This window comes from Bacillus sp. WP8, from assembly GCF_000800825.1.
Taxonomy (GTDB): Bacteria; Bacillota; Bacilli; order Bacillales; family Bacillaceae; genus Bacillus; species Bacillus safensis.
On record NZ_CP010075.1, the window covers coordinates 2,441,744 to 2,468,104 of the forward strand.

Genomic DNA, 26,361 nt, shown 5'->3' on the forward strand with positions numbered 1-26,361 from the left:
GAGAGCCCATGGTCTGGACCCTCCTGTTGATCAATCAATAAATTCGAATTCAAATTCAAGCAGACGAATGATGTCGCCATCTTTTGCACCGCGCTCACGCAAGGCATCGTCGACACCCATACCGCGCAGCTGTCTAGAGAATCGTTTAACGGATTCATCTCTTGAGAAGTCTGTCATCTTAAAGAGACGCTCAAGTGCTTTACCCGTTAAGACAAATGTGCCATCAGGATCTCTAGAGATCTCAAATGGTGCATCACCCTCATCAAATCTGTACATCACGCGGTTATCCGACAGCTCCTCTTCATTATAGAGCGGGAATTCCGGTGTTGTTTCAAGCTGATTGGCGATTTCAAATAAGAGCTCACGAAGCCCTTCTCTTGTGATCGCACTAATCGGGAACACTTTATAGTCATCCGTTAATTTTTCTTTAAATGCCGCTAGATTGTCAGCTGCATCTGGCATGTCCATTTTGTTCGCAACAATGATTTGCGGACGCTCTGTCAATCTCATATTGTATTGCTCAAGCTCTTCATTAATCGTCACGTAGTCTTCGTATGGGTCACGCCCTTCAAGTCCAGACATATCAATGACATGGACAATGACACGTGTACGCTCAATATGACGTAAAAATTGATGACCTAAGCCAACGCCTTCGTGCGCTCCTTCAATCAGTCCTGGCAGATCCGCCATAACAAAGCTTCGGTTATCGTCTGTTTCAACAACTCCGAGGTTCGGCACAAGCGTTGTAAAATGATAATCCGCAATTTTTGGTTTCGCAGAAGAGACAATTGAAAGCAGCGTTGACTTCCCGACACTTGGGAAACCAACAAGTCCAACATCTGCAAGTACTTTTAATTCTAAGATGACGTCACGTTCTTTACCTGGCTCACCGTTTTCAGAAAGCTGTGGCGCAGGATTTGCTGGTGTTGCGAAGCGTGAATTTCCACGTCCGCCACGTCCGCCTTTGGCAATCACAGCCCGCTGCCCATGCTCTGTCAAGTCAGCTAGTACTTGTTCCGTCTCTGCATCTGTCACAACCGTACCCGGCGGAACTTTGACAATCATTTCTTCCGCATTTCGGCCATGCTGGTTTTTACTCATTCCATGCTCGCCGCGGTCAGCCTTGAAATGACGCTTATAACGAAAGTCCATTAACGTTCTAAGTCCTTCGTCTACTTCAAATACAACATCTGCACCATTTCCGCCGTCGCCGCCTGCTGGGCCGCCCTTTGGTACATATTTTTCACGACGGAACGCCACCATACCGTTTCCGCCGTCACCGCCTTTAACATACACTTTAACCTGATCTACAAACATAACTTCCTCCGTTTCTCTGCATCACATATCTCGTTCTTGCCTCAAACAAAGCTCAATCATGGACTCATGAGGCGTCACATGAAATTGCGTTATACTCATACATGGATAGTTTGCGTCATGAAACGCATTTAACGCATCCAAACTTGTTAATTTTCCTTTGAAATCAAAATATAAGATCACATCATTTTCTTCATGATCTGTTTGGAACGTGACCGTTAAATGATTTTCAGTTTTTTGGCAAACTGATTGATCGAATATCGAAAACAACTCCTGTGATACCGTTAGCAGCTGCGATTCATATGCTGATAAGTCTCGGGTTTCACCAAGCACTTCATATTCTAAGGTGATAAAATGCGACTCCCAATTAAATGTTAGAAAGTAATAGGCCAATTGGGGAATTTTTAAATTTGAGAGTTTGGATTCATGCTGTGCTTCAATGACCATTTCTTCTATAATTTCAAACACGCGGTCATATTTTTCTAATGTCAAGTTGCCTTTGATCAGCTGTAATTTATTCATCCAGTCGTGTCTTGAACGACTGAGCAGATAGATCAATTCATTTGTTAATGCAACGTGAGTTAATTTTTCATTTTCTTTACTTGGTATCTCTTCCATTATCGCACTCCCAATCGTTTGGTCTCTCTTTTAGGAGTCTTATCATCAATATGTCTCCCTGAATTATAACAGAGAAGACAGCATAGAAAAACACTAGTTATGTGAGGAAAGGTTGTTTTTTCTGATCGTATAGGAGAAAATGAGGCAAAGTCAGCAAACGTTCTTTGATACTTATGGAGTGCATCTTCTTTTATCATCTTCGGTACTGCTTGTAAAAGTGAAAAAAACTCCAGTCAATGACCGGAGTTTTTAGCAATTATTGTGCCGCAGGATATACGCTCACTTTTTTACGGTCACGACCGAAACGTTCGAATTTAACCGTTCCGTCGATTTTAGCGAAAAGAGTGTCGTCGCCTCCGCGTCCAACGTTTTCACCTGGATAGATTTTCGTTCCACGTTGACGATAAAGGATAGAACCACCAGTTACGAATTGACCATCAGCACGTTTAGCGCCTAAACGTTTAGACTCAGAGTCACGTCCGTTCTTTGTAGAACCTACCCCTTTTTTAGATGCGAAAAATTGAAGATCTAATCTAAGCATGAAGTTCACCTCCTATTTTTTTGTTGATATTCTCACATAATCGTGATAATCTCGTTCAATTGTCTCTAAGGAAACGACCATGCCTTCTAAAAGCAGCTGGGCTTTTTCAAAGGATACCGGATCTGTATCAGCTGGCAGTTCAAAAGAGAAGTAGCCGCCTTCTTCACCAATATCAAGCAGTGGGTCCAATCCTGTCAGTGCAATAATTGAATTGACTGAGCCGAAAACAACAGCAGATACACCTGCACAAACGAGATCTTGACCTTTTTCAGCAAACTCGGCATGTCCAGTCATCTGAAAAGACATAATGCTTTCATCTGCTGATGACCGAGTAATGGTTGCTTTGATCATATCACTCACACGCCTTAAGCGTTGATTTTTTCGATAACAACTTTAGTGTAAGGTTGACGATGACCTTGTTTCTTGTGGTTGTTTTTCTTCGGTTTGTACTTGAACACAGTAATTTTCTTACCGCGACCTTGTTTTTCAACTTTAGCCGTTACTGTTGCTCCAGCAACTGAAGGGTTACCCACTTTGACAGTGTCTCCGCCGACAAACAATACGTTTTCGAAAGTTACTGTTTCACCTGCTTCAGCAGCTAGTTTTTCAACATAAACAGTTTGACCTTCTTCAACTTTTACTTGTTTACCACCAGTTTCGATAATTGCGTACATCTCTGCACCTCCTAATAAACTCAGACTCGCCGAATACAGGGGGCCATAGGCTCTTTACACCTGCTCCGCGCGGTTGTAGCACGGGTGCTACATATCCATAACATTAAAAAATATATCAAACTAGACGCAAAATGTCAATGTATTTTCACCATTAGTACGGTAAAAGAAGCTCTTCCATTGAGGAGGTCGTTCTGCGATCTGAAAAATACGCATGGAGCAGTTCATTTTCATCAAGCTGACTCATCTTCACGCCATCTCTTTCAATAATAATCGGATGCTTGCAGCCCCTTTGAAATCGTGCAATCACTTCGTAAACTTTTTCCTCTGCACTTGCTCTCAGCGGAATCAGTTTTTCTACCTTTTGCTCTTTTTTACCGTAATACCGTTCTAGTAAAAAACGAACCCTGACGTAATGCCTCTGCCTGTGCTCCATCACGAGTGAATAAGCTAAAAAAGTGAGCAGCACCCAGCCATTGAATTGCAGCGGTGCAAACAAAAGTAATCCTGCTGTCAATAGACCGAAAAAGACAAGTGAGCCTTTTATGGCTAGAGCATGTGCACGTTGGAAAGGGTAAAAAATAGATAAGAGCAAAAAGAATAATTTTCCGCCATCAAGCGGCCAAATGGGCAAAAGATTGACAAGAAAAATCGCCATATTATAAAAGGTAAACATCGTAAAGACGTCATGCGAGATAAGAGAAGCCTCCATGAACAGCCACGCCATGAGCTGGAGCGGTACATGCTGAAGCGGCCCGCACAAAATGACCGCCAGCTCCTCTTTTAGCGGACGGTTTCCATGTTCCTCTACTTCAACCGTTCCGCCAAATGGCAGTAAAAAAATCCGCCGAATGCGCCAATGATAATAGCAGGCAGCCGCTGCATGTCCAAGTTCATGGACACAGACGATCACAAGCAGGCAAAGCAGCGGCTTAATTTGACCTGACAGAATCGCAAACGCCATCACAATCCACAGCAGCGGATGGATGTGAATTTTCGTCAGCATGAGCAGCCATCTATTCAAAGGTCATCACCTGAATAGGATCGATAAATTGTTCATTTTGTTTAATGGCAAAGTAATACGTGCCCTTCCCTTGATCATCAAGCGAAATCTGGCCAATTTTTTCACCTTTATCAACAAAATCGTATAAGGCCACATCGGCTTTCTTTAATTGACCGTACCAGCTATAGCTGTTATCTGCATGCTGCACCACCACGGTAAGCCCTGTATCGCTTTTCTTTTTCACCTCGACCACATAGCCTTCCTTCATACTATCAATGGCTTCAGCGGATGTTTCAACTTTGACCCCTGCTCCATTTTGCGTAAAGGATTCCTGCACTTTACCAGAGGCAGGCACAGCTAGTTCTTGATTCGCTTGTACGTCCTTTTGGCCCTCTTTTTTCTCTGTTAAAAATGCCAGCGGATGTCCGACTGTTTTTTCAATCCAGCGGTTGGCAGCAGCAAATTGAAAATCTTGCTCAAAGGTCTGAGTAATCACCGGCTTCAGCTGCTGAAACGGACCTGCCTGACCTTTAAACGAAATGGCAGCAATCAACACAAGGGACGCTGATAATAAGCATTTAAGCACAAAGGTATTCGGGTTAAATAAGGGATGACGATATTTCTTTGGCTGATGAGACGCCGGTTCATAGGAGGTCGAGCCAGAATGCTTTTCTTCCTCTGTCAGCATAACCCATGGCGGGATATCCTCTTTTTTCTTGAAAGCCGTCTTCTTAGGAGGAGCAGCTGGCTGCATCGTTTTGCGGCGCTGCGCGATTTTCTTTCGGTACTCGTCCACTCTTTTCATGAGATCACCCTTTACATACAAACAGTTTGTACATTTTATGTGACAACCTCATCTGATATGCAACAAAAAGACCGATTCTAAATCGAATCGGTCTCAGCGTGTAGACAAACCCTTGCATTCGTTGTCAGGTCTGCGCTCCAGTGCTCGTCCTTACTAGGCTGCAAAGGTTTTCTATCACGATTATGCTCTTACACCAAAAAATGCTTTCAGCTTTGCAAACATTCCCTTGTTTTCTTCTTCAAAGGATTGAAGCGGAACAGATTCGCCTAGTACGCGGCGGGCAATATTGCGATAGGCAATCGATACTTTGTTTTTAGCATCCATAACAATCGGTTCACCATTGTTTGAAGCCTTAATCACATCATCATCATCTGCTACGATGCCAAGTAGATCAATCGACAAGTGATGTACCACTTCATCTACATCCATTGAATCGCCATTTTTCGCCATGTGTGTACGAATACGGTTGACAATCAAACGAGGCGGTTCGATATCTTCTTGTTCTAACAAACCGATGATTCGGTCCGCATCTCTCACAGCTGAGATTTCAGGTGTCGTCACGACAATGGCCTTGTCTGCACCGGATACAGCATTTTTAAAGCCTTGCTCAATTCCAGCAGGGCAGTCAATGACAACATAATCAAAGTCTTGTTTCAATGATTGAATTAATTCTTTGATCTGTTCCGGCTCCACAGCCGTTTTATCACTTGTTTGAGCAGCAGGTAAAAGATACAAAAGGTCCTCGAAACGCTTATCTTTTACAAGCGCTTGGTGAATTTTGCATCTTCCTTCTACTACATCAACTAGATCATAAATAATGCGGTTTTCAAGCCCCATCACGACATCCAGATTCCGAAGGCCGATGTCCGTATCAACTAGACACACTTTTTTCCCTTGAATTGCTAGTGCTGTGCCTAAGTTTGCAGATGTTGTTGTTTTGCCAACGCCGCCTTTTCCTGAGGTAATCACAATAGCCTCGCCCAATTTCACATTCCTCCCTCAAGCCTTGTCAGATTAGGTCTTATATGAGCCAATTGCTGCAGGCGTTCAATGATCATATTGCCATCTATATCTAAATAAGCACATTCCATTTCATTTCCATCTTCTTTTTGGTCTGGTGCACGGTTAAAAACTTGTGCGATGCGAAGCTGTGTTGGAATCATATGTGATGCCGCAATAACAGCCTGCTTGTTGCCATTACATCCAGCATGCGCCACACCTTTTAATGCGCCAAGCACAAAAATATTTCCTCCTGCGCGAATCGTTCCGCCAGGATTGACATCTCCTATTAATAAAAGATCTCCTTCGACATACAGCACCTGTCCAGAGCGTACAATTTTTGCTACAGAAGTAATTTCAGCCTCTGCTTTTAATCGTCTCGCCTCTTCAGTTGACATGACGTCACTTTCAATGGAGTGGATCACGAGATGTTCATTTTCAGACACCGCTTCAGTCAAACGCGTCTCCTGATCCTCCGTTAAATAACGAAAACCAAGCTTAATATGCACATTGACCTTATGTCCTTCTCTTCCATCTGTATATTGCTCAAGTAAAAGAACCTCTCGCAAGCCAGAAAGAAGATCATCAAACGAACAGTCATCATTTAACTGTAATGTTAATCCGTTTTTTGTACCTTTTATCGTCACATATTGCTGTTTTTGAGTTTTCAAGATGCTCACCTCAACAACATACTCATTTCGCCTTAATTGGACAAACTCCTGCTTTTATTCGTCGATCAGTCCTTGTTTCACATTGATGAAAAAGAGCCTAAGCGGCACAACAAGTATGAGAGACGCAGCAGTATTTAAAAGAATCGTAGGAATAAAGCGTTCGATGACATACGTATTAAACGGCATAATCCCTGGTTGAATTGTCGCTTGAACGCCGTATACATAAAACTCCATGACGGAAACAGCAATAATCGACAGAAAGACGACGACTAACATATTCGTTTGCAGAACTTTAAAGGCTTTTGCTAGCAAATAGCAAAGCGCCCCAAAGCCAAACATATGAACACCAAGTATGCCTGTATATGAAATATCATATAAAAGTCCAAAGATAAATCCGTAAATCACACCATATTTTTGATTCACAAAAGCAGTCATAAATACAAGTGCAAGTAAAATGAAATGAGGAGCTAAAATTTGATTCTCTGAAACAAATGGGAGCTTCACTAAATCGACAAAAATGCTGTCAAATACGAAGATAAACAACATGACGAAAGCAAGAAGGACACGTTTCACGAGCCTTCCTCCTTCGTCAATTCAGATGCATCTGCTGTACTTGTGCTGCGATTCACCACAATCACACGGTCTAAATTGTTGAGTTCAGCCGCTGGTTCTACGTAAATGATCTTTGTCAGGCCGTAATGGTCTGGCTCGATTTCACTCACCTTACCAATCGTCAAGCCTTGTGGGAATACGCCCCCTGCTCCAGATGTTTCAACAAGATCTCCTTTTTTGACATCCCCATCTGCATCGGATTTTAGAATATTCATAGTCAGCATTTTTTTCTTGCTGTCATAACCGTTAATAATTCCATTGAGTTCTTCTTTGCCCTTTTTCGCAAAAATTTTCGTTGAAATTCTATTATTTTGGTCAGTTGAGCTTAGCAACCTTACAGTTGAAGTAAAATTGTTGAGCTTATCACTTTCAATCTTCCCAATTAATGCGCCACTCTCATTTGTGACCGCCATATCTTTGTCAACGCCTTGTTTTTTCCCTTTATCAATCATCACAAAGCTATCCCAAAGAGATGGGTTTCTTGCGATAACAGTTGATAGAATTGGCGTGTAATCACGAACAGAGTTCACATAGCCAAGCTGTTTGCGAAGCTTTTTGTTCTCATCTTCTAGTTCTTGAAGTTTCGCCTCATATTGGGTTTGTCCATCAAGTTTTTTTCGAAGACGCTCGTTTTCATCATATGTGTTCTTTAAATCTTGTACGTTCCCATAAATACCGGCAATAAATTGTGATGGTTTATGAAAGACACCTTGAAAAAAGCCTGTCGTATCCCCCACTAATTTTTCCGGCCATGAAGCACCTCTGCCGCTTTTCACTGAAAAACCAATCATGGCCACCAGTACGATGACACAGACAAGGAGCAACATTAATCTTTTATTCATAAAAAACTGCGGCATGTCTTACACCTCTTTAATTACGCCCGATTATCGATTATCTTTTGATTTTCCTTTGAACAAATGAATATGTTCTAGTGCTTTCCCTGTTCCGATCGCCACACAGTCAAGCGGATCTTCAGCAATAATGACTGGCATTTTCGTTTCATCGCTAATGACTTTGTCAAGATTACGCAGCAGTGCACCGCCTCCTGTTAAAACAATTCCGCGGTCCATAATATCTGCTGCGAGCTCAGGCGGGGTTTTTTCAAGAGTCATTTTCACTGCATCGACAATTGTTTCCACCGTATCGCGAAGCGCTTTTGCAATCTCTTCTGCCGTAATAGAGATTGTTTTTGGCAGACCTGTTAAAAGGTCACGTCCACGAATGTCCATCTCATCATGTACATCAGGCTGCGCAGAACCGATTTCCATTTTAATCGCTTCTGACGTACGATCACCAATCATCAGGTTATACGTTTTACGGATGTAGCTGCTGATCGCATCATCCATTTCATCACCTGCAACACGGATTGATTGTGATGTCACAATGCCGCCAAGAGAAATAATCGCTACTTCTGTTGTACCGCCGCCAATATCCACAACCATACTTCCTGTTGGCTCCCATACAGGCAGGTTAGCACCGATTGCCGCAGCAAATGGTTCTTCAATCGGATATGCGTCACGTGCACCAGCTTGTCTCGTTGCATCAATAACTGCACGCTCTTCTACAGCTGTAATGCCAGATGGCACACATACCATGACGTAAGGTTTACGAGCAAAAAGCCCTTTGCCTTTTAATGCTTGATTAATGTAATATTTCATCATTGTTGCTGTCGTCTCGTAATCTGCAATGACTCCGTCTTTCATTGGGCGTAGTGCCACAACATTACCAGGTGTACGGCCAATCATATTTCTAGCATCATTTCCGACCGCCACTATAGACTTCGTATCAGTTTCCAAAGCTACGACCGAAGGTTCTCTCACAACAATGCCTTTTCCTTTAATAAAAACAAGCGTATTCGCTGTTCCAAGATCTATTCCAAGGTCTTTTGTACCAATTCCAAACATATGTATGTATCTTCCTTTCTTAAACCAAAATTCCCTTAGGGAAAAACTCATAAACTCTATTATATCGTAAAACATTGAAAAAAAAAGTGTTACAAATACCCTTTTTCCTTCAAACTCACAAATTTTTGATCACCTATGACAAGATGATCAAGCAGCTGTATTCCAATCAGCTTTCCACATTCAAATAGTCTCTGTGTGACTTCAATATCTTCCCTGCTGGGCGTCGGATCTCCAGATGGATGGTTGTGCACACAAATAAATGAAGCAGCGGACCGTTTAAAGGCCTCTTTGAAAATTTCACGCGGGTGAACGATGGATGAGTTCAGACTTCCAATAAACACGGTATGTTTATGAAGAACTTGATTTTTTGTGTTGAGATAAAGACAAACGAAATTTTCCTGTTGTAAAAACCTCATATCTTCCATCACAAAGTTTGCCCCATCCTCTGGTGTGCGGATTACATAGCGGTTGTCCGTCGTTTGATGGTGTAATCTAGTGCCGAGTTCTAAAGCAGCTAAAAGAGAGACCGCCTTCGCCTTTCCAACTCCTCGAATCTTCGACATTTCTTCAATTGAGGCTTCTCTTATAGTGCGAAGACCGCCAAATGTTTGCAGAAGTCTTGCGGAAATTTGAAGAACTGATTCCTTTTTTGTGCCTGTCCTTAAAAGAATCGCAACAAGTTCATGGTTTGACAGACTGCCGGGACCATATTTGATCAATCGTTCTCTCGGCTTTTCATCTTGAGGAAAATGCTTTAGCAACATAGGGAAATCGTTCATGATGCCCACTCCTTTTAGATTCCTTCCTGTCATCAAAAAGGGGTGATTCCAAATGTTTCGAGCACTCTAACTGTTTTGGCAATAGGGAGACCTACAACGGAAAAATAATCACCATCTATTTTTTGAACAAACAGTGCGCCTTTTCCTTGAATGCCATAGCTTCCCGCTTTATCAAGCGGTTCTCCCGTTTCGATATAGCGGTCTATTTCATTTTGCGTAAGTGCCCAAAACGTCACTTCTGTCTGTTCATAAAATGTTTCTTTTCTATTCTCTGACTGAATCGTGACACCCGTCAAGACTTGATGTGTCTTTCCTGACAATAATTGAAGCATTGAGGCCGCTTCTTCCTTGTCTTTTGGTTTCCCAAGACATTTGCCGTCAATTGCAACAATCGTATCTGCACCAATAATCACAGCTTCGGGATATAATCTTTGAATATCACTTGCTTTTTGTTCTGCCAACCATTGGACGTTCTCTGCAGGAGAAAAGTTTCGATTTATTTCTTCTTTTAATTGACTTGCTTGAATGTCATAAGAAAACCCTGCTAGATCAAGCAATTCTTTTCTTCTAGGGGATTGAGATGCGAGAATCAATCGGTTCATGTTTGTTCATCCTTTCAGGGTTTAGCCTAAGAAGTAAGATACCCATTCATCCTATCAAATGTACATCTTACCGACAATTTACGAAAATTCATTTTTCATGTTCCTTCATCATTATGTTGGATGAAAAAGAAAAAAACTAGTCATTTTTTGACTAGTTTGGTTTCTTAAAATATGATTTTACGTATTTAATTGATCAAGCAGTGCCTGCTGAGATTTCCACCCGTTTTCAGCAGTAGGTTCATTTAACAGCTGCACCGCTTTCAGCAAACTGCTTTTAGCTGGTGCGTCCGTTGTTTTGGCACTTTCAAGCTCAGAGATCAGCTGCGTAACGTCCTTTTGATCCACATCGTCTCCTGCAATGACCTTAGAGGATAATACAGATGCCTTTTCTATTAAACTAGTCAGCTCATCCGGTACTTGAAATGAGAGCTCCTTGCCTCCCCATGCCTCAAAGTGCTGATCAATCAGCTTCTTCCCAACAGCACTTGTCATGCCCTGTTCTGTCGCAAGCCCAGCAATGACATAATAGCCATCATCCATTGAGATCTTTTTCCCCGCATACCCTGCTTCTTTTAAACTGCCAACTAATTCATCTGCTCCTTTTTCAGAGGAAAACTTTCCAGCCTGTACGACATAGGTTGAAAAATGGCCAGAGGCGCTTTTTTCATCTTTATTCTCTTTTGATTCATCAGCAGTATCTGCTGGCGGCGCATCACCGCCCGCTTTCATTGATGATTGATTTCCGGACGCTGAAACGCTGATATCTCCCCCTGATGGATTCTGAGTACCATCTTGACTTAAGCTAAGTGCAAACACACCAAGGCCTGTCCCAAGAACCACTGCAAACACAATCGTTGTCATCACTCTCTTAAACGGGCCGCGGTTTTTACCGAACTTCTGATCAAAGGAGCCTTTTTTCTTTTGATAAGGTGTGACGACCTTTGGATCAGAATGATAAATATGATCAGCTGCGTCATCCCACTGGAAGTCTTCTTCTTTCGGTTTAGCCGGTTCTTCCTCAGATGCAGCTGTCTCCTGTTCTGACTGCCTTTTTTCCTCCCAATTCGAAAACGTCACTTGATCATCCTCTTGCTGTTTTGGCGGCTGGTGGTCATCTTCATGAAGCATTTCTTCTTTGCCATTAATATTGACTTTTAACCCTTGTTTTTTTGCCTGCCTTTTTTTCACTGTCATTCCCCGCTTTCTGACATTGTTTGTAAGAAAGACCTTTTTGTCCAATGAATCAGCGCGAATGTACCCGTCCTTCTTTCTGTTTCACACTTTAACATAGCGGAAAAAAAAAAGAACAAGACTTTTGTCGGCAGGGAAAAAAAGTGTTCGCCAATTTTTTCAACCGGTCGACCCTGCGAATGGGAGCATGACATGAGCTCCATAGAGATACAGCCAAAAAGAAAAAGAGATCGCAGGAACAAAGGGAAATGGTTCATCTAATCGAAAAGAAAAAACCTTCGCATAGGCGATTCCAGCGATACACGAGAGGAAAAGAATGAGAAGGAATGGCTTGAAGCCAAAGCAAAACGCAAGAACACCGAACAGCTTCATATCAGCTCCGCCCATGCTATTTGGCTTGAAACGTTCTAAACTATAAAACATGAGAAAGCAAAAAAGAAGCGAAGACGCTCCTTCCCACCAAATTAGAAGAGGTTCAAGCGTGCGGTATATGACGAAAAGAGGGAAAAAGAAGAGAAACAGCTCGTTTGGCACCCTCATATAAAGGAGATCACTCACGACAGCAATCACAAATAAACTACAAAGAATCACAAGAAAAAGACCTTCAAACGAAATACCAGCGATTCTATACATGAGCAAAAAAAGACTGCCTGACAGCAGCTCAACCAGTGGATATAACAAAGACAGCCGAGTGCCGCAATGCTTACAAGTTCCCCTCAATAACGCATACGAAACGAGCGGGATCATCTCGTGCAGGGAAAGCGGCTGTTTACAGACTGTGCAGTGAGAACGAGGAAGAAGAATAGATCGCTTAAGCGGCAGCCTTTCACCAACTAGATGAAAGAACGACCCCATGGTGACGCCTGCAAGAAACACAAAAATGCCTATCATATATCGTGACCCCTTCCGAGAATAAGATAGACCGGATTTTATCACGATCGTATTCATTGAGCACATAGCGAAAATATGATTTTACTTTCCATCTGCATATCAAAAGAAAAAAACACAAATGGCGTTAAAGCCATTTGCGTTTTTGTGTTACCCGATCATACGATTTCGTATATCTGAAATAAAATAAAGAGAGCCTGTCACAATGATCACCGCTGACGGATCATCACTTTTTTTCTGAATGAACTCAAGCACTGTACGAGGGTCATCATCATACGACTTTACGTCTAACTGACTGCATACATAAAGCTTTTCAGCTGATTCGGCTCTTGGAAAATCAAATGAAACAAAATGGATAGAAGAACTGACAGCTTCAAGCTTTTGAATCATTTGCTTGTACGGCTTATCTTTTAAAGCACTAAAACATATATGCACCTGTTTACTAGAAAAATGAGCTTGTACAGTTTCAATTAAACGGTCGATCCCTTCTTCATTATGAGCGCCGTCTAAATACACTGGAGGATGATCTTTGACTTTTTCAAATCTCCCAGCCCAAACTGCCTGCCGAATGCCCTCATATATTTGCTCTTCTGTCACACTAATATAGCCTTCTTGCTCCAGCCATTCAATGAGTAAAACAGCAAGGGAAGCATTTTGCCTTTGATGCGTTCCGATTAATCCTGTTTCAAGCTGCGGATACTGCTTTTTTGATGTGCGTAACGTGAAACGTTCACCTGTTTCTGTCGGCTGTTGCTCATCAAACCTACAAGTATCATGTAAGGAAATACATTCAGCATTCTTTTCTTTTGCTGTGTTATGAATGACAGCAAGAGCTTCAGGCTGGTGAACTGCCGTGATCATTGGAATACCCGCTTTGATAATACCCGCTTTTTCAGCTGCAATCTGTTCAAGTGTGTCACCTAAAATGGCCATATGATCATGACCAATTGACGTAATCGCTGTTAAAATAGGCATAGCAATATTTGTAGAATCAAGTCTTCCCCCAAGCCCTGTTTCCAAGAGGACAAAGTCTACTTGATGCACATGAGCAAAATAAGCAAATGCACATGCTGTAATGATTTCAAATTCTGTCGCTGCGCCAAGCTCTGTTTGATCTAATTCGTCAACAAAAGGCTTGATTTCATTCACCAAACTCAACCATTCTTCATCTTCTATAGGCACTCCATTCACGCTGATTCTTTCATTGAACGTTAGTATAAACGGAGAGGTGAAAGTTCCGACCGAATAGCCGGCTGCCTGCAACACAGAACGCGTAAACGCAATGGTTGATCCTTTACCATTTGTACCTGCAACATGTACTGTTTTTATACTTTGTTCCGGATTTCCTAGTCTGTTCATCAGCCATTTCATTCGTTCAAGACCCGGTTTTACGCCAAAGGCCAGTCTGCTGTGAATCCAATCAATGGCTTCATGATAGGTTGTAAACAATGTCATCTCTCATTTCATACGAAATTTTCAAAAAAGACGACTCCCTTTCATTAGGAGCCGTCTTTTCAACCTTATGCTTTCAGCTCTTCAATACGCTTTTGAACAGCTTCGCGTTTTGCGACATAATCACGTTCTTTCGCACGCTCTTCTTCTACGACACTTTCAGGCGCTTTTTTCATAAAGCCTTCGTTGCCAAGCTTTTTCTGTACTCGTTCCACTTCTTTTGTCAGCTTATCAAGCTCTTTTTGCAGACGAACAATTTCTTCATCTAAGTTGATTAAGCCTTCAAGCGGCAGAATGAGTTCTGCTCCAGAAATAACAGCCGTCATCGCTTTATCACTAGCTGGGATATCCGTGCCAATTTCAAGAACACTTGGGTTTGTGAAGCGCTCAATATATGAACGGTTTTTCTCTAAGCGTTCCTGCACATCAGATGTAGAGGCTTTAATGTAAAGTTCAACTTGTTTGCTCATTGGTGTGTTCACTTCACTGCGAATGTTACGAACAGAGCGGATGAGTTCCACAAGCAGCTTCATATCAGCAGAAGCTTGTTCGTTGGAAAGCTCCGGCTTCTCTTCAGGCCATGCCGCAACAGTAATGGACTCACCTTCATGCGGTAGATGCTGCCAGATTTCTTCTGTTAAGAACGGCATAAACGGATGTAGAAGTCTCATCGTTTGATCTAATACATACGCAAGGATCGAACGAGTCGTTTTCTTCGCTGCTTCGTCTTCTCCATTAAGCGGAAGCTTCGCCATTTCAATGTACCAATCACAGAAATCATCCCAAATAAAGTTGTATAAATGTCTGCCCACTTCACCGAATTCATACTTGTCAGCAAGCTGTGTGACACTTTCAATTGTTTCATTTAAGCGTGTTAAAATCCATTGGTCAGCAACTGATTTTTCTCCTGTTAAATCAAGCTCATCATACGTTAAACCATCCATATTCATTAAAGCAAAACGGGATGCGTTCCAAATTTTGTTCGCAAAGTTCCAAGTGGATTCAACCTTTTCAAAGCTAAAACGAAGATCCTGACCTGGTGAGCTTCCAGTCGCTAAGAAATATCTTAATGAATCCGCACCGTATTTGTCGATGACCTCCATTGGATCAATTCCATTGCCGAGCGACTTACTCATTTTACGCCCTTGTTCGTCGCGGATAAGCCCATGAATAAGGACATCTTTGAACGGTTTTTCTCCTGTGAATTCAAGACCTTGGAAGATCATGCGGGATACCCAGAAGAAAATGATGTCATAGCCAGTTACAAGCAGATTGGTTGGATAGTAGCGCTTGAAGTCTTCACTGTCTGCATCCGGCCAGCCCATTGTAGAAAACGGCCAAAGTGCTGAACTAAACCATGTATCAAGCACATCGTTATCCTGTTCCCAGTTCTCAATATCTTCTGGTGCTTCAAGTCCAACGTATACTTCTTTCGTTTCTTTATGATACCAAGCCGGAATACGGTGTCCCCACCATAGCTGACGAGAAATACACCAGTCACGGATATTTTCCATCCAATGTAAATATGTCTTTTCAAATCGGTCTGGAACAAATTGAACTTGGTCGTTCCCTTTTTGCAGATGAATGGCTTCGTCTGCCAGCGGCTGCATTTTCACAAACCATTGTGTTGATAAATACGGTTCAACGACAGCTCCACTTCGCTCACTATGACCAACTGAATGCATGTGGTCCTCAATTTTGAACAAAATGCCTTCTTCTTGTAAATCCTTCACAAGCTGTTTGCGGCATTCGAAGCGGTCCATCCCTTTGTATTGCAGGGCATTCGCATTCATTGTGCCATCTTCATTCATGACAAGAATACGCTCTAGCCCGTGGCGGTTTCCAAGCTCAAAGTCATTCGGATCATGAGCAGGTGTAATTTTCACAGCACCTGAACCAAACTCCATATCAACATAGTCATCACCGACGATTGGGATCTCACGGCCTGTAATTGGTAAAACCACTGTTTTTCCAATCAAATGCTGATAGCGTTCGTCATCAGGGTGTACGGCTACGGCTGTATCTCCCAGCATTGTTTCAGGTCTTGTTGTCGCAATTTCAATTGAACCCGTGCCATCTGAAAGCGGATATCTCAAGTGATAAAACGCACCTTGAACATCCTTATAAATCACTTCAATATCAGAAAGTGCCGTTTTCGTTGCTGGATCCCAGTTAATGATGTACTCTCCGCGATAAATAAGCCCTTTTTCGTACAATTGAACAAACACTTGGCGAACGGCTTTATTCAGACCTTCATCTAAAGTAAAACGTTCACGGGAGTAATCGAGACCAAGGCCCATCTTCGCCCACTGGCTGCGAATAAAATCTGCATATTCTTCTTTCCACTTCCACGTTTCTTCCACAAATTTCTCTCGGCCAAGGTCATACCGGCTTACGCCTTCTTCGCGAAGCTTTGCCTCGACTTTTGCCTGAGTCGCAATACCGGCATGGTCCATACCTGGAAGCCAAAGAACGTCATAGCCCTGCATCCGTTTCATACGCGTCACGATGTCTTGGAGTGTAGAATCCCATGCATGCCCAAGGTGCAGTTTTCCTGTCACGTTTGGTGGAGGAATGACGACTGTATATGGATCTTTCGTTTTGTCATTTTGTGCTTCGAAGAATTTTCCTTCAAGCCAGTACGTATAGCGGTCTTTTTCAATCGCATTAGGATCGTACTTTGTTGGCATTTCTTGATTATTTGTTCCCATTTGTGTAACCTCCACATTTTTTCGGCTGATGAAACATAAAAAAAGCCTTTCCATCCTTATAAAAGGACGAAAAAGCTTTTTCGCGGTACCACCTTTTTTCACGAGACACATACACGTGTCCCATACACTCTAAAGGATAACGGGGTTCTCCCGAATTTCTCTACTTGTTCATTCAAGAAATTAAGCTCACAGGCGACCTTCCAAACAAGTACATCCTAGGAAACCTCTCAGCTCTTGGCTTCCCTCTCTTTAGGGTCTTGCTCGTACTCTTCCTGATCCACGCTTACGATATATCACGTTCATCAGCACATACTCATCTTTTATTAATATTACTAAATGCCTTTTGTTTTCGTCAATCATCTTTTCCGCTTTTCTTCTTCTTTATACAAATTGGGCAGGCACCCTTCGCCCTTTTGCCCATATGATAATAACAAAATGAAGAAGGAGGGCGTTTGATTTGAAGAAGATCAATCCTTACACACTCCCCCCCTGGCTGAGACAAATTCGGGCAGTTGCCTCCCAAGTCGTTCTCCCGATTGCTATATTTCAAGGATTTCGTACGATCATTTTCCCTACAACATTTGACGTCCTCATTCTAGGTATTCTTATTTTTCTCGCCTGTGCCTTTCATCTTGATTGGTTTTAAAAAAACTCATGCTTATGTACCTGCCCATATAAAGCCAACGCAGCATAACCTCGTCATTCCGCTGATGACGAGGCACTTTGTTCTTCTTCAAGCCGTTTAGCCTGTTCAATCTCATGAATCTTCATGACGGTCGGCTCAGAATTTTTCATCTGCCAATACGCTCTTAACAACTGCTGACAGCTTTCCATTTCATCCTGCCCGCCTGCTTCATAAGCTTTTACTGTATCAAACAGCCCTTGCGGATAAGCAAGGTAGCTTAGGAACAAATGCAGTTCTTCCTCCCGAAGAGGGTTTCCTTTTTGATACGTATAAAACAAAGAAGTGCATTCAGGACAAGACGTGGGATAGGTTTTGAATGTCCGAAAGAAATAGGTCAGAAGATCATAGATGGGGGCGGCTTTTTTAGACCGCTCGAAATTGGTGAAATGTCCTGTTCCTACATCATTATACAAAAAATGATGGATTGATAGCTGTCCATGATTTAGCACAACCCGCGTTGTCTCTTTGTCTTTCATTTCTTCATGCCAATCTTCTAATCGTTCAAGCGCAAATTCGCTGGCAGACATTGCCTCTGAAAAATACATAGCAGCGGCCAGCTCAAATGGCGACATATACCACGTTTGTTCTGCCCGCTCTATGAATCGTTCATACATGTCTTTCTCTGTTTCCCATTTGGTCTTGATTTGGGTGTAATGCGCTTCTATCTCTTGCTCTGTGATATCCATCATGACTTCAGTACGCTTATGAAGTCTTGCAATCTCTTGAAATAAATATTCGTGCTTATCGTCCTGCTCTTCTCTCTTTTCATTCGTCAGCCACGGCATCAGATAGTATGCATACTGGCTTTCCCGATGACTTGAGAAAAAGGAACCGCTCTTCGTCCGATAAATCGGCACAAAGGAGCGATATCCCTTTGATTCTAGTTCAAGCATTTGTTCAGTAAATTGCATATGCCGGTTGGCTTTTACTCGCTTCAAGGCAAATACACCCTGCTTTGTATATACCTTGATGACAACAGGACTGACAGGTTCAATATATTCAGCCTCAAGTCCGTATTCGTATAAGACAGATTGGATTTCATCCACGTTCACTCACCACATTTTCTCGGTCAGTCATCGCTTGCTATGCATTGCTTTTTTGATATTCAGGAATATAAAGAATCTGCCCTTCCTCAAGCTCCGCATCAATCGATAATGAGTTTGTGCGAAGAAGCTGCTGCACATTCAATTGATATCTCTCACAAATACGATCGACCGTATCTTCTTGCTGAACTATACATATTTTCATGCGAGAAAAATCTTCCTCCTCCTGCTTAGCGAACAGCTTTGTTAAATAAAGAGAGTTCTCACTGCCAGACGTTTCTCTCACGTCTTCTTCAAGCTCCTCTTCTTCTTGAGCTGACTCATATATTTTAGGTGCTTCCCGTTCATATAACCGCCCGAGCTGATATTCGTCATCCTGCTCCTCTTGCTCAGGTTCCACTTGATAAGCAGGTGATTCAAATGCCGGATATGACTGTACCGTTTCTTCCTGCTCTTCGGCAGCTTCCGGATCTTTTCTCACTTCCACTTCAAAGAATGTATCCTCCCGCTCCTCTTCTTCTAAAAGCTTAGGTGGTTCAAAAAATGGCGGTTCCTGCACGTGAGCTTCAGGGATGGATCGATAGCCAAGCGCCACAGCTTCTTCTTGGTTATTCGGCTGTTCCGGCTCTTCTTGTTCTTCAGATTCCTCGGGTTCTTCGAGCACTTCCTCTACTTCCCTGTTCATCAGTTCTATCTCAATTTCTTCTTCTTGATCTTCCTGTTCTTCTTGCTCAGCACGTGTGTCATGTTGGAAAACAGGCTGCTTCTCATCATCCTCATGTTCTTCGCCTTGCAGCTCTTTTTGTTCTTCTTGTTCCGGCCGCAACTGATAATCGTAAGCCATATCGCCATAATCCTCTTCAGGACGATGGACAAATTCATACGGCTCCTCTACAGGCGCTTGAGGCGTTTCCTCGTCTAACAAGCCCTCAATGGCTAAATCAGCCTGAATGGTAAGCAAACGATTCTCTGTCAACTGGTAATCAAACGCATCAATAAACACAAACACATCATTTAAATGACTAATTTTGTTCTTCGGAATGGTGATATCGACTGGAAATTGATGCAGAAGCTCCGCCGTTCCGTCTTCTCTTACCTTTACCTCATCTGCTTCCCTGTATGTTGGAAAGGAACTCAATTCACCCAATAGCTCCTCTTGATTTATGTTGTATTCTCCTGTTAGCTCGAGTGAACCTCTAATGGAAACATAATCATTCACTTCTTGAACGAGAATGTCAGGGTCGAGAGAAATTGACAGCAGCTCACTGACTTCCTGTCCGCTTTTGAAATAAATGGATTCTTCTACCGAAAACTGTAATCGATTGTTTTGAGACAAGTCGGTGTCCTCCTTTCATCTAATCCTTAAAAAATAAAATTAGATGTCAATACAGTTGTATGTGGGAGGAAGTGAAAATATGATTGGTTTTCTCCAACGCAAAAAGCCGATATGTCTCCATATCGGCTTTTGTTTTATCGACGTAGTTTTTGAAAAACCTTTTCCACTGTCTCAATCGTATATTCGATGTCTTCATCTGTATGAGCTGTTGACAGGAATAGCCCTTCAAATTGAGATGGCGGGAGGAAGATGCCGTGATCGGCCATTTCCTTGTAAAATTCAGCGAATAAAGCAAGATCAGCTGTTTTCGCTTTGTCATAATTGATCACTTCTTCATTTGTAAAGAAGAATCCAATCATGGAGCCCGCACGGTTAAACGTTAATGGAATTCCATATGCTTTTGCTGCTTTCGAAATACCTTCTTCTAAACGGTCACCTTTTCGTTTAAACTCTTCATAAGACTCAGGTGTCAGCTGTTTTAGAGTTTCTAAGCCTGCTGTCATCGCAAGAGGGTTACCAGATAACGTTCCTGCTTGATAAATTGGACCACTTGGCGCAATTTGTCTCATAATATCCGCTCTTCCGCCATAAGCACCGACCGGAAGACCGCCTCCAATGACTTTACCAAGACACGTCAGATCAGGTGTGATGCCAAAATAGCCTTGCGCGCAGTGATAATCCACACGGAAGCCAGTCATGACCTCATCAAAAATGAGTAATGATCCGTATTGCTCCGTAATGTCTCTCAGCCCTTGCAAGAAACCTTCTTGCGGAGGGACAACCCCCATATTTCCTGCGACTGGCTCTACAATGACACCAGCAATATCGTCGCCAAATTCTTGAAAAGCAACTTGAATGCTTTCTAAATCATTGTACGGCACTGTGATCGTGTTGCTTGCAGTCCCTTCAGGAACACCAGGACTATCAGGCAATCCAAGCGTTGCCACTCCAGAACCCGCTTTAATGAGCAAAGAATCACCGTGGCCATGATAGCAGCCTTCAAATTTCACAATTTTATTTCTGCCTGTAAAACCGCGAGCTAGACGAAGTGCACTCATCGTCGCCTCTGTACCAGAGCTGACCATGCGAATGACTTCGATGGAAGGGACCCGCTCTGATACAAGTTTAGCTAATTCATTTTCAACTAACGTAGAAGCACCGAAGCTTGTCCCATTTTCCGCTACTCGCTGAATGCTTTCAACGACACGATCATTCGTATGTCCTAAAATCAGCGGTCCCCATGATAAGACATAATCGATGTATTCATTTCCATCAATATCATAGATCTTGGCGCCTTTGCCTCGTTCCATAAAAATCGGGTCTGTGTTGACTGATTTAAATGCACGCACAGGGCTGTTGACACCACCAGGCATTAAATGCTGTGCTTCTTCAAATGCTTGTTTTGATTTTTCATAGCTACGTCCCATTTCAATGTCCTCCTGTCTATCCGTTCTTTATTCTGAGAGCCATTTTGCTGCATCTTTTGCATGATACGTAATAATGAGTTCTGCTCCTGCACGTTTCATGCTTGTCAGCATTTCCAGAACAAGCTCTTTTTCAGAAATCCAGCCATTTTGAGCAGCGGCTTTTACCATTGCATACTCTCCGCTCACATTGTAAGCAACAACAGGGAGTGTAAATTCATTTTTCACATCACGCATAATGTCTAAGTAAGAAAGAGATGGTTTGACAATCAAGAAGTCTGCTCCCTCTTCTACATCAGATTGCGCTTCTCTTAGAGCCTCTAAACGGTTTGCAGGGTCCATTTGATATGTTTTACGATCTCCAAACTGCGGTGTACTATGTGCTGCATCACGGAACGGACCGTAAAAAGCACTTGCATATTTCACAGCATAAGACATGACTGGTACATGAATAAAGCCTGCTTCATCCAGTGCCTCACGAATGGCAACAACAAATCCGTCCATCATATTTGAAGGCGCGATGATATCTGCACCTGCACGCGCTTGGCTGACAGCAGTTTTCGCTAATAGCTGAAGAGATTCATCATTTAAAATTTCACCATCTTCAACGATTCCGCAATGTCCGTGATCTGTATATTGGCATAAGCAAGTGTCTGCAATCACCACGAGCTCTGGGAAATGCTTTTTGATCTCAAGCGTTGCTCTTTGAACAATGCCATGATCGTGATACGCCTCACTGCCTACATGATCTTTATGATCTGGCACACCAAATACAATGATCGATTTGATGCCAAGATCAACAAGCTCTTGGACTTCTTCTTTCACAAGATCTACAGAAATATGATACACACCTGGCATTGAAGAGACTTCTTTTCGGACATTTTCTCCCTCTACAAAAAAGATCGGATAAATGAAATCAGATGGTCTTAAAAAAGTTTCTCTGACTAATTCTCTCATTCCTGCGCTTGTCCGCAATCTGCGGTGTCTGTTAAATTTCATCAATGGTTCAACTTCCTTTCAGATAAACGGCACATCAAATCAAGCATTCCGTCTATCGTATAAGTATCTGGGGTTTCAGAAGAAATCCCGTATTGAAGCAGTGCCTCTTTTGTCAGAGGACCGATCGTCACAAAACAGGTGTCAGATGCAGCAAGCATCGCTGCATCTGCTTCCATCACATGCATAAAAGAATGAACAGTAGATGAGCTCGTAAATGTAATAAAATCAAATGATTGCTTCGTCATTGCCGATTTAAGAGCAGCAATTCCATCCTCATCCTTGACTGTTTCATATAAAATCCATTCTTTTACCTCTATGCCGAGCGGAACGAGGGTCTCTTTCACCACATCTCGTGATAGATGCCCTTTTGCTACAAACACACGATCTCCTGGGCGTACATGGTCAAGTAATGCATCTGCCAGTTCTTCCGCTATAAATCGTTCTGGCACAACATCCACCTTCAAGCCGTGCTGCTCAAGATAGGCAGAGGTTTTCTCTCCTACAGCAGCCACTTTTAAATGGGATAAGCTCTTTTGGAAATGATGGTCTTTTATGTAGTTCAGAAAAAAAGACGCACCATTCACACTCGTGAAAACAAGCCATTGGCTATTTTCTAAGTCCTTTAAAAAGTCCTGCGCTTTTTCTTTTGTGAGCGTAGGCTCAAACCGAATAAGAGAGGTTAAAACCGCATGGCCGTTCAGCGCTTCAATCTTTTGCTGAAACACGCCCGCTTGACGTTCATTTCGAGTGACAAGCACCGTCTGTCCGTGAAGCGATTTGCCTATGCTCATTGAGACAGATCCTTTTTCACCTTGTCGATCAAATCCTTTGCTCCCTTATCGGCCATCTGCTTAGCACACGCTGTTCCAATTGCTTCAGGGTCAGTGCCTGTGACGGTTTCTCGAATAATTGTGTGCCCATCAGCAGATGCAACAAGACCTGTTAGTTCAATTTCATTATGCTCATTCATCGTTGCATAGCCGGCGATCGGCACCTGACAGCTTCCATCCATTTGTTTGAGGAAGGCTCTTTCTGCGAGGACCGTTTTCTTCGTATATTCATTCGTAAATTGGGCGAGAAGCTGCAACAGCTCTTCATCATCCCCGCGGCACTCAATCGATAGCGCGCCTTGTCCAACGGCTGGAAGGCACGTCTCAGGAGATAAAAATTCCGACACAACCTCTTTGCTCCATCCCATTCTGGACAGACCGGCAGCAGCTAGAATAATGGCATCATACTCTTCATTTTTCAGCTTTTCCAATCTCGTATCAATGTTTCCTCGAATCCATTTAATCTCAAGATCTGGTCTTTCCTGAAGAAGCTGTGCGCTGCGCCGTAAGCTGCTCGTTCCCACAATTGCACCCTTAGGCAGTTCGCTGAGACTTAGATGATCCTTCGAAATAAGTGCATCCCGCACATCTTCACGCTCAGGAATACAGCCAATCACTAAACCTTCCGGAAGAGCTGCCGGCATATCCTTCATGCTGTGCACCGCCATATCGATGTCATGATTCAGCATCGCCTGCTCAATCTCTTTAACAAACAGTCCTTTTCCGCCAACCTTAGATAAGGTCACATCTAAAATTTGATCACCCTTTGTTACAATTTCTTTTATTTCAAAAGAATAAGAAGGGTTTAGTTCAGACAGCTTTTGAATGACCCATTTTGTTTGTGTAATTGCCAGCTTACTTCGTCTAGAACCTACTTTAATTGTACGCAATACGTCTTCCTCCCGACAATGCCTTTAAGACTCATCATTATTGAAACCAATGAAAGGTTGATAAGCTACCAAGCAGAAAATAATTGATCATCAGCACAAGGAATGAAGCGACATTCCAAAATGCCACGATTTTGCCCTGCATATTTCTCACCAATCTGATATATAAGTAAAAGCCATATAAAAACAGCATAATAAACGAACCAAGCACCTTTGCATCTGTCCAGTACAACGTATCATACGAGATATATGCCCAAATGATGCCAAGAATTAAACTAAGCAAAAGCATTGGCACACCAATAATGTTTAATACGTATGCCATATGATCCAGCTTTGATAAGTCTTCAATTCTCAAAAGCCATTTTCCCCATTTTTTCTTTTTCAGCAAACGATATTGAAAGAGATAAAGCAGTGAAAATGCAAAAGAAAGTGAAAAGGCACCGTAGGATAAAATCGCCATCGTAATATGAATTACGAGCAGTTCACTCGTCAGCTTCCCCGTTAGTTCTGCTGAATGGAGGTCAGATGGTGTAAAGGTATGAATCGCCATCATGGAAAAACCGATCACATTTGTAAAAAAGACAATAAATTCAACGCGCAATATCTTTGTGAGCACAAGCGAAAGTGTCACAAGCACCCACGTATAAAAATATAACCCCTCTGCTACATTCAACACAGGGAATCGGTCTGTTTCCATCATAATATAGAACATGTAGACTGTTTGCAGCAGCCAGACAATAGAAAGCAACCAGAAAGCCATTTTTCCAGCCTTCCGGTTGTGTTGAAGAAAATCTATGAAATAGAACAAGACACTTAGTGCATAGATTAAGATCGTTGCTTCATTGAGTCTCGCTACAATGGATTCCATCATCGCTTAATCACTCACTGGCAACTGTAGCAAAGCCTTGTGCCATATTTGGTTTGAACAGCTGAAATGCCCCTTGCTCCACCTGTACAGGTTCGACCTTTTGCTCTTCATCTTCAACCTGTAAATCAAAGATTTCTTTAAAGAGTAAAAGTTTTTCCTCTGCATTTGGCTCCGCGGCAATTTCTTTTGCCTTTAAGATAGGATCTTTCAGCATTTGGTTGATGATGCTTTTCGTATGTTTATTTAACAGCTTCATTTCACGGTTTGTGAGGTTTGGAAGCTTCCGCTCAATACTCTGCATCGTATCGGCTTGAATTGTGAGTGCCTTTTCTCTAAGTGCAGAAATGACTGGAACAACACCTAACGTATTCAGCCATTGCTTAAATTCTACAATTTCTGCTTCAATCAGGAGCTCAACCTGCTCAGCCACTGCACGGCGCTCTTTTAAGTTAGCAGCCACGATGCCTTCAAGGTCATCAATGTCATACAAAAAAGCACCTTCTACTTCAGAAATGGCTGGATCTAAATCACGGGGCACAGCAATATCTACCATAAATAGAGGTCTGCCCTTCCGCTTTTTATTCGCACTTTCGACCATTTCTTTTGTAATGACAAATTGTTTCGCACCCGTTGAGCTGATTAAAATGTCCGCTTCGGATAATGTTTTTTCTAATTGGTTTAAGCTCTTAGGCTCTCCTGAAAAACGACCGGCCAATTCCTTTGCCTTCTCAAATGTTCGGTTGATAACCGTTACTTGGCCAATTCCTTGCCCTTGGAGGTTTTGAGCCGCCAGTTCGCCCATTTTGCCCGCGCCAAGAATCAGGACATGCTTATCAGAAAGACGTCCAAAGATTTTTTTAGCAAGCTCAACCGCTGCATAGCTGACAGACACCGCATTAGACGCAATATCCGTTTCCGCATGAGAGCGTTTTGCAACAGTGACCGCCTGTTTAAATAAATAATTGAAAACGGTACCAATGGTCTTCTCCTCTTGAGCTACTTTAAAACTTGAGCGTACTTGACCGAGTATTTGCGTTTCACCAATGACCATGGAATCAAGTCCACAGGCCACACGGAATAAATGCTCAACCGCTCCATCGTTTTCATAGAACTTCAAATAAGGAGAGACATCTTCTTTTTCTAAACCGAACCAATCGGCTAAAAATCTTTTTATATAAAACCGTCCAGTATGAAGCTGATCTACTACTGCGTAGATCTCTGTTCGATTACATGTTGAGATGACGATATTCTCTAGAATGCTTTTTTCTTCTTTAAGCTTGGACATCGCTGTTCCGAGCTCACTCGGTTCAAAGCTCAGCTGTTCCCGTATCTCAACAGGGGCTGTTTTATAATCTAAACCCACAACAAGAATATGCATAACTTCAGCTTGCACCCCCAACGCCCTGTCTAATTTATAATAATTACAATATAGAATTTATTATTTATAATGATTATAACATATATTCATTTTTAACTGGATAAAAATTGTGAACAGATTTCAAAAATGTTGTGATATAGTAGAAAAATG

27 protein-coding genes and 2 other annotated features are annotated in these 26,361 nt (G+C 42.4%); of the genes, 1 reads left to right on the top strand and 26 read right to left on the bottom strand.

Annotated features, from left to right (window positions below; genetic code table 11):
• Positions 1 to 30 precede the first annotated feature (30 nt).
• The 18 genes from obgE to QR42_RS12390 form a co-directional block, all read right to left on the bottom strand.
• On the bottom strand, positions 31 to 1,317 hold the full coding sequence (obgE, locus tag QR42_RS12305; RefSeq protein ID WP_039180364.1) for a GTPase ObgE: 1,287 nt from the start codon (positions 1,315 to 1,317) through the stop codon (positions 31 to 33).
• Positions 1,318 to 1,338: 21 nt separating this feature from the next.
• Positions 1,339 to 1,932, bottom strand: coding sequence for a sporulation initiation phosphotransferase B (locus QR42_RS12310; RefSeq protein WP_024423157.1), 594 nt, complete (start codon positions 1,930 to 1,932; stop codon positions 1,339 to 1,341).
• A gap of 256 nt (positions 1,933 to 2,188) precedes the next feature.
• Entirely contained in the window at positions 2,189 to 2,473 is a 285-nt protein-coding gene (rpmA, locus tag QR42_RS12315; protein ID WP_003216586.1) for a 50S ribosomal protein L27, read from the bottom strand.
• A 12-nt stretch (positions 2,474 to 2,485) separates the two neighbouring features.
• A complete protein-coding gene (locus QR42_RS12320) occupies positions 2,486 to 2,824 on the bottom strand; it encodes a ribosomal-processing cysteine protease Prp (protein ID WP_039180367.1) in 339 nt (112 codons plus the stop codon).
• 14 nt (positions 2,825 to 2,838) lie between these two features.
• A complete protein-coding gene (rplU, locus tag QR42_RS12325) occupies positions 2,839 to 3,147 on the bottom strand; it encodes a 50S ribosomal protein L21 (protein WP_003216781.1) in 309 nt (102 codons plus the stop codon).
• A 12-nt stretch (positions 3,148 to 3,159) separates the two neighbouring features.
• Positions 3,160 to 3,232 (bottom strand) — a sequence feature (ribosomal protein L21 leader region).
• Positions 3,233 to 3,298: 66 nt separating this feature from the next.
• Entirely contained in the window at positions 3,299 to 4,168 is an 870-nt protein-coding gene (locus QR42_RS12330) for a M50 family metallopeptidase (RefSeq protein ID WP_039180370.1), read from the bottom strand.
• Positions 4,161 to 4,952, bottom strand: a complete 792-nt coding sequence (locus tag QR42_RS12335) for a M23 family metallopeptidase (protein ID WP_039180373.1) — start codon at positions 4,950 to 4,952, stop codon at positions 4,161 to 4,163. The genes QR42_RS12330 and QR42_RS12335 overlap by 8 nt, the downstream gene beginning before the upstream one ends.
• Positions 4,953 to 5,132: 180 nt before the next feature.
• On the bottom strand, positions 5,133 to 5,936 hold the full coding sequence (minD, locus tag QR42_RS12340) for a septum site-determining protein MinD (RefSeq protein ID WP_017358134.1): 804 nt from the start codon (positions 5,934 to 5,936) through the stop codon (positions 5,133 to 5,135).
• A gap of 2 nt (positions 5,937 to 5,938) precedes the next feature.
• Positions 5,939 to 6,622, bottom strand: coding sequence for a septum site-determining protein MinC (gene minC / locus QR42_RS12345; protein WP_039180377.1), 684 nt, complete (start codon positions 6,620 to 6,622; stop codon positions 5,939 to 5,941).
• 54 nt (positions 6,623 to 6,676) lie between these two features.
• Positions 6,677 to 7,195 carry a rod shape-determining protein MreD gene (gene mreD / locus QR42_RS12350; protein ID WP_039180381.1) on the bottom strand — a complete coding sequence of 173 codons (519 nt, stop codon included), beginning with the start codon at positions 7,193 to 7,195 and terminating at the stop codon, positions 6,677 to 6,679.
• Positions 7,192 to 8,091, bottom strand: a complete 900-nt coding sequence (gene mreC / locus QR42_RS12355) for a rod shape-determining protein MreC (RefSeq protein WP_039180383.1) — start codon at positions 8,089 to 8,091, stop codon at positions 7,192 to 7,194. Before mreC ends, mreD begins: the two co-directional genes overlap by 4 nt.
• A gap of 27 nt (positions 8,092 to 8,118) precedes the next feature.
• On the bottom strand, positions 8,119 to 9,138 hold the full coding sequence (locus QR42_RS12360; protein WP_007501538.1) for a rod shape-determining protein: 1,020 nt from the start codon (positions 9,136 to 9,138) through the stop codon (positions 8,119 to 8,121).
• An 89-nt stretch (positions 9,139 to 9,227) separates the two neighbouring features.
• Positions 9,228 to 9,902 carry a RadC family protein gene (radC, locus tag QR42_RS12365; protein ID WP_029706175.1) on the bottom strand — a complete coding sequence of 225 codons (675 nt, stop codon included), beginning with the start codon at positions 9,900 to 9,902 and terminating at the stop codon, positions 9,228 to 9,230.
• A 47-nt stretch (positions 9,903 to 9,949) separates the two neighbouring features.
• On the bottom strand, positions 9,950 to 10,519 hold the full coding sequence (locus tag QR42_RS12370) for a Maf family protein (RefSeq protein ID WP_039180386.1): 570 nt from the start codon (positions 10,517 to 10,519) through the stop codon (positions 9,950 to 9,952).
• A 177-nt stretch (positions 10,520 to 10,696) separates the two neighbouring features.
• Positions 10,697 to 11,713 carry an SPOR domain-containing protein gene (locus QR42_RS12375; protein WP_039183241.1) on the bottom strand — a complete coding sequence of 339 codons (1,017 nt, stop codon included), beginning with the start codon at positions 11,711 to 11,713 and terminating at the stop codon, positions 10,697 to 10,699.
• A 156-nt stretch (positions 11,714 to 11,869) separates the two neighbouring features.
• Positions 11,870 to 12,601, bottom strand: a complete 732-nt coding sequence (locus QR42_RS12380) for a prepilin peptidase (RefSeq protein ID WP_039180389.1) — start codon at positions 12,599 to 12,601, stop codon at positions 11,870 to 11,872.
• A gap of 147 nt (positions 12,602 to 12,748) precedes the next feature.
• Positions 12,749 to 14,053: a bifunctional folylpolyglutamate synthase/dihydrofolate synthase gene (locus tag QR42_RS12385; RefSeq protein ID WP_039180392.1), complete on the bottom strand. Its 1,305-nt coding sequence runs from the start codon at positions 14,051 to 14,053 to the stop codon at positions 12,749 to 12,751.
• A gap of 65 nt (positions 14,054 to 14,118) precedes the next feature.
• Positions 14,119 to 16,761, bottom strand: a complete 2,643-nt coding sequence (locus QR42_RS12390) for a valine--tRNA ligase (RefSeq protein ID WP_039180395.1) — start codon at positions 16,759 to 16,761, stop codon at positions 14,119 to 14,121.
• A gap of 59 nt (positions 16,762 to 16,820) precedes the next feature.
• Positions 16,821 to 17,050, bottom strand: a binding site (T-box leader).
• Between the two features lie 168 nt (positions 17,051 to 17,218).
• Here QR42_RS12390 and QR42_RS12395 point away from each other — a divergent pair.
• Entirely contained in the window at positions 17,219 to 17,407 is a 189-nt protein-coding gene (locus QR42_RS12395) for a hypothetical protein (RefSeq protein ID WP_003216497.1), read from the top strand.
• A gap of 53 nt (positions 17,408 to 17,460) precedes the next feature.
• On the opposite strand, the gene ysxE is transcribed toward QR42_RS12395, so the two are convergent.
• The 8 genes from ysxE to hemA form a co-directional block, all read right to left on the bottom strand.
• Positions 17,461 to 18,492 (bottom strand): spore coat protein YsxE, encoded by a 1,032-nt coding sequence (gene ysxE, locus QR42_RS12400; protein ID WP_039180399.1) that lies wholly within the window; start codon positions 18,490 to 18,492, stop codon positions 17,461 to 17,463.
• Between the two features lie 37 nt (positions 18,493 to 18,529).
• Entirely contained in the window at positions 18,530 to 19,825 is a 1,296-nt protein-coding gene (locus QR42_RS12405) for a LysM peptidoglycan-binding domain-containing protein (protein ID WP_039180402.1), read from the bottom strand.
• Between the two features lie 134 nt (positions 19,826 to 19,959).
• Positions 19,960 to 21,252 (bottom strand): glutamate-1-semialdehyde 2,1-aminomutase, encoded by a 1,293-nt coding sequence (gene hemL, locus QR42_RS12410; protein WP_039180405.1) that lies wholly within the window; start codon positions 21,250 to 21,252, stop codon positions 19,960 to 19,962.
• A 27-nt stretch (positions 21,253 to 21,279) separates the two neighbouring features.
• Positions 21,280 to 22,248: a porphobilinogen synthase gene (gene hemB / locus QR42_RS12415; protein ID WP_029706177.1), complete on the bottom strand. Its 969-nt coding sequence runs from the start codon at positions 22,246 to 22,248 to the stop codon at positions 21,280 to 21,282.
• The gene (locus QR42_RS12420; RefSeq protein ID WP_039180408.1) at positions 22,248 to 23,039 is read right to left on the bottom strand and encodes a uroporphyrinogen-III synthase; all 792 of its coding nucleotides are present in this window, start codon (positions 23,037 to 23,039) and stop codon (positions 22,248 to 22,250) included. Before QR42_RS12420 ends, hemB begins: the two co-directional genes overlap by 1 nt.
• Complete coding sequence (hemC, locus tag QR42_RS12425; RefSeq protein WP_034279812.1) at positions 23,036 to 23,968, bottom strand: hydroxymethylbilane synthase; 933 nt, start codon at positions 23,966 to 23,968, stop codon at positions 23,036 to 23,038. The genes QR42_RS12420 and hemC overlap by 4 nt, the downstream gene beginning before the upstream one ends.
• A gap of 37 nt (positions 23,969 to 24,005) precedes the next feature.
• A complete protein-coding gene (locus QR42_RS12430; RefSeq protein ID WP_039180413.1) occupies positions 24,006 to 24,836 on the bottom strand; it encodes a cytochrome c biogenesis protein in 831 nt (276 codons plus the stop codon).
• 7 nt (positions 24,837 to 24,843) lie between these two features.
• Entirely contained in the window at positions 24,844 to 26,211 is a 1,368-nt protein-coding gene (gene hemA, locus QR42_RS12435) for a glutamyl-tRNA reductase (RefSeq protein ID WP_039180415.1), read from the bottom strand.
• Positions 26,212 to 26,361 lie beyond the last annotated feature (150 nt).